The sequence below is a fragment of the Streptomyces katrae genome (assembly GCF_000966975.1).
Taxonomy (GTDB): domain Bacteria; phylum Actinomycetota; class Actinomycetes; order Streptomycetales; family Streptomycetaceae; genus Streptomyces; species Streptomyces katrae.
This window is the reverse complement of the sequence record NZ_JZWV01001357.1, coordinates 1-3,887: the sequence shown is the minus strand read 5'-3', so window position 1 is coordinate 3,887 and position 3,887 is coordinate 1. Positions and strand designations below refer to the sequence as shown.

The following is a 3,887-nucleotide window of genomic DNA, read 5'->3' as shown; positions in this document are numbered from 1 at the left end:
CCTCGAACGCCGGCGAGGCTGGGGGTGCTCCAGGGGCAGGGGCAGGGGCTGGGCTCCGCACCCCGGCCCGGGCCGTGAAACGTCGGCGGGGCTGGAGTTCTCCAGCCCCGCCGGGGTTCGTTCGTGGTCCGCGTGTGTCAGAACAGGCGGAGCTTGTCGTCCTCGATGCCGCGCAGGGCGTCGTAGTCCAGGACCACGCAGTCCATGCCCCGGTCATTGGCCAGAACCCGCGCCTGCGGCTTGATCTCCTGCGCCGCGAAGACACCCCGCACCGGCGCCAGGTGCGGGTCGCGGTTCAGCAGCTCCAGGTAACGGGTCAGCTGCTCGACGCCGTCGATCTCCCCGCGCCGCTTGATCTCCACGGCCACCGTCGCGCCCGACGCGTCCCGGCACAGGATGTCCACCGGGCCGATCGCCGTCATGTATTCGCGCCGGATCAGTGTGTAGCCCTCGCCCAGCGTCTCGATGCGGTCGGCGAGCAGTTCCTGGAGGTGCGCCTCGACGCCGTCCTTGATGAGGCCCGGGTCGGTGCCCAGCTCGTGGGAGGAGTCGTGGAGGACTTCCTCCATGGTGATGATGAGCTTCTCGCCCGCCTTGTTGACGACGGTCCAGACGTTCGCCTCGTCCCCGCTCCCCTCCTTGAGGGTGCACGGAGGCGACATCCAGTTGAGCGGTTTGTACGCCCGGTCGTCCGCGTGGATCGAGACACTGCCGTCGGCCTTCACGAGGATCAGACGGGGTGCCGAGGGCAGATGGGCGGTGAGCCGACCCGCGTAGTCGACGGAGCAGCGGGCAATGACGAGACGCATGGTCGGCAACGCTACTCGACCGACGGGCCTTCACGCGATTCGCCCCTGAAAGCCCCGTTCGCCGATGGCGCGTTGTATGCGCATTCTCCTGGTGCGCCACCCGGCGGGCGCCTACCGTGGTGAGCGGGAGGTTGCCGAGCGTGCACACTGCGTCGCGGCCTCCTTCCCTGCCCGTAGGACTCCGGCGACCCAGAACGCCGGGGTCACGAGAGGAGAACCCATGTCGCTCGACGTCTCACCGGCCCTACTCGAACAGGCCGAGCGAGGCGAGGTCGACGAAGCCGCCTTCGTCGACTGCGTCCGGACCTCCCTGCCTTACGCATGGGAGATGATCAGCTCGTTGACGGCCCAGCTGGAGGTTGAGGGCGGAGAGTTCGCCGACAACCAGACGCCGCCGCCGGACGAGCAGGCGCGCGGCCAGCTCCTGCGCGCGCTCGCGAGTGACGCGATACGGGGTGCGCTGCAGCGGCACTTCGGGGTGCGCCTCGCCTTCCAGAACTGCCACCGCGTGGCGGTGTTCCCGCTGGACCCCTCGGTGGACGACCGGCTGGCCAAGTTCACCTCGATCCGCGGTCAGCTGCTCAACCAGTCGCCCGAACTCCGCGACTGCTAGCAGGACCAGTACTCCGCTGCCGCTCCGAGTCGCGGGAGGTGCGAAGACACCGGGGCGGCAGCCCAGGCCGTACGCGCGGCGCGCGGGACCCGGCCGGGTCAGACCAGCAGGGGCAGGACTTCCGCGCCGAGGCGCCGGACGTTCTCCTCCGTCGCGGCGAGGTCGCCGGAGCCCTCCGACAGCAGGGCGAACCGTGTGATGCCCGTACGCTCCGAGGTGGCCGCCAGGCGGTCCGCCGCCAGCTCCGGTGTGCCGACCGGATGGATGTCGCACAGCAGCTCCGTATAGGCGTGGGGGTCGCGCATCGCCCGGTGCCGGCCGTCGACCGTCACGTGCGCGTCGAGGCCCTGCCGGAGCCAGCCCGGCATCGCCTTCAGCAGGGTCTCGCGGGCGTCCGCCGTCCGGTCCGCCAGCTGGCACACCCCGGCCGACACGTGCCCCGCCGACCGTACGGCCTCCGGCGCGTGCCCCGCCGCCAGCGCCGTCTCGCGCCACAGCGCGACCATGCCCGCCTTGTCCTCGTCCCCGCAGTGCATGCCGAGCAGCATCGGCAGCCCGCGCCGCGCGGCCGTCCGCACCGACGCCGGGGAGGTGCACGCGACGATCACTTCCGGCCCCGTCCCGTCCCCGTCCAGGGCCTGGTCCGGGCGCGGTACGACGGCCACCTCGCGGAAGCCGTGCCGTTCCCCGGCCGCCCCCACCCGGGGTTCGGCCAGCCAGCGCCGCAGCAGGTCGAGGTCCTCCGGGAACCCGCTCTCGTACGCCTCCAGCCCGCCTCCGAACACCTCCAGGTCCACCCACGGCCCGCCCCGCCCCACCCCGAGGGTGAACCGGCCTCCGGAGGTGACGTGCAGCAGGGCCGCCTGCTCCCCGAGGGCCACCGGATGCGTGTTCGGCAGCACGCTCACCGCCGTGCCCACCCGCAGCCGCCGGGTCCGCCCCAGCAGCAGCGCCGCCAGCGTCACCGCCGACGGGCAGACCCCGTACGGGACGAAGTGGTGCTCGGCGAGCCAGACCGAGTCGAGCCCCGTCTCCTCGGCCACCTCGGCGGTGCGCACCGCCCGGTGCAGCGCCTCCCCCTGCCCCTGGCCCGGGAACTGAGCCGCCACTACAAACGCTCCTACGCGCATCGCCCTTAGCCTCCTCGCGGTCGGCGCGGCCTCCCCCAGGTGGACCGGCTCGTTGCTCGTTGATGGCATCAACGTCTGCTGGCAACAACGTCTGACACGTGCCAAAGGCACGGCCTGACAGGAAAGTTATTGAGATAGTCGGGCCAGTTCCGTTCGGAGTCGGGCCTTCCCCGGACACCCTGCGGGTAGCGCGGCTCGCTGCGCGTAGTCTGGGGGAAAGTCACCGCCCGCCGCCCCTTCGTGAGGTATACGTGTCACCGCGCCACAACCGCCCCAGGGGCGGCGAGACCCCGGACGAGCGGCCGAGCTCCTCCTACGACCGGTACGGACTCGAGCGCACCGAGGAGTACCTGGGCGAGGAGTGGAAGGTCCGGCACGTGGCGGGCGCCAGCGCGGCGGGCAAGCGCTACCGCTGCCCGGGCTGCGACCAGGAGATCCCCTCGGGCACCCCGCACGTGGTGGCCTGGCCCGAGTACGGCGGCGTCGACGACCGCCGGCACTGGCACAAGGCCTGCTGGAACGCGAAGGACCGCCGCACCTCCAAGGTGCAGCGGTCCCGCAACGCCCCGCGGTACTGATCCGCGCGGCCGCCGGCGCTCAGACGTCCCGGCGGCGGACCACGGCGTACGAGGCGGTGACCGCGGCCGCGGTCACCAGGACGAGCAGGGTCATCTGGGCCAGGTCGCTGGGCATCGCCGCCCCGCCGACGCCGTTGTCCTGGACACCGAACAGCTGGAACAGCCCGACGGGCGCGTTGTAGCGGAGCACCAGCCCGCCCACCCCGCTGGTGACCGGCCAGACCATCAGTATCGACCCGAGCACCGGGGGCATGGTGACCACGCCGAGCATCACCGCGATGGCGCCCGCCGAGTGCCGCACCAGCGCCCCGACGGCCATCGCGAGCAGGCCGAGCAGGGTCACGTAGAAGCAGCCGGCCAGCGCGCCCGCCCACTCGGCGAGGCCGTGCGGCCCGGCGGCGGGCCCGCTGTGGAGGATCGCCGCCCAGAGGCCGACGAACCCCACCGACAGGGTGGTGGTGAGCAGGGCGACCGTGCCGAAGACCAGGTACTTGGCGGTGAGCACCCGCAGCCGGTCGGGGGCGGCGGTGAAGGTGGTGCGGATCAGGCCCGTGCCGTACTCGGAGGAGATCGTCAGCACACCGAGCACGATCACGGCGATCTGCCCGACCATCAGCCCGAAGAGGGCCGGCGCCGTGTAGGGGAGCTTCTCGTAGTCCTGGGAGGCGGTCTGCACCACGGCCAGCATGCCGACGCCGACGACCAGGGCCACGAGGGAGCCGAGCGTCCACAGGGTGGAGCGCACGGAGGTCAGCTT

Annotated in this window: 5 protein-coding genes; 2 read left to right on the top strand and 3 right to left on the bottom strand. The window is 72.1% G+C overall.

Annotated features, from left to right (window positions below; genetic code table 11):
* Nucleotides 1-137 precede the first annotated feature (137 nt).
* A complete protein-coding gene (nucS, locus tag VR44_RS37205; protein WP_045952094.1) occupies nucleotides 138-809 on the bottom strand; it encodes an endonuclease NucS in 672 nt (223 codons plus the stop codon).
* A gap of 220 nt (nucleotides 810-1,029) precedes the next feature.
* On the opposite strand from nucS, the gene VR44_RS37200 reads away from it, so the two are divergent.
* Nucleotides 1,030-1,422, top strand: a complete 393-nt coding sequence (locus VR44_RS37200; protein ID WP_030235830.1) for an SCO5389 family protein — start codon at nucleotides 1,030-1,032, stop codon at nucleotides 1,420-1,422.
* 98 nt (nucleotides 1,423-1,520) lie between these two features.
* On the opposite strand, the gene VR44_RS37195 is transcribed toward VR44_RS37200, so the two are convergent.
* Complete coding sequence (locus VR44_RS37195; RefSeq protein WP_045952093.1) at nucleotides 1,521-2,552, bottom strand: LLM class flavin-dependent oxidoreductase; 1,032 nt, start codon at nucleotides 2,550-2,552, stop codon at nucleotides 1,521-1,523.
* A gap of 251 nt (nucleotides 2,553-2,803) precedes the next feature.
* On the opposite strand from VR44_RS37195, the gene VR44_RS37190 reads away from it, so the two are divergent.
* Entirely contained in the window at nucleotides 2,804-3,130 is a 327-nt protein-coding gene (locus VR44_RS37190) for a hypothetical protein (RefSeq protein ID WP_045952092.1), read from the top strand.
* A gap of 19 nt (nucleotides 3,131-3,149) precedes the next feature.
* Here the strand turns inward: VR44_RS37190 and VR44_RS37185 are convergent.
* A partial coding sequence (locus tag VR44_RS37185) for an ABC transporter permease (protein WP_045952091.1) occupies nucleotides 3,150-3,887 on the bottom strand: 738 nt, incomplete at its 5' end.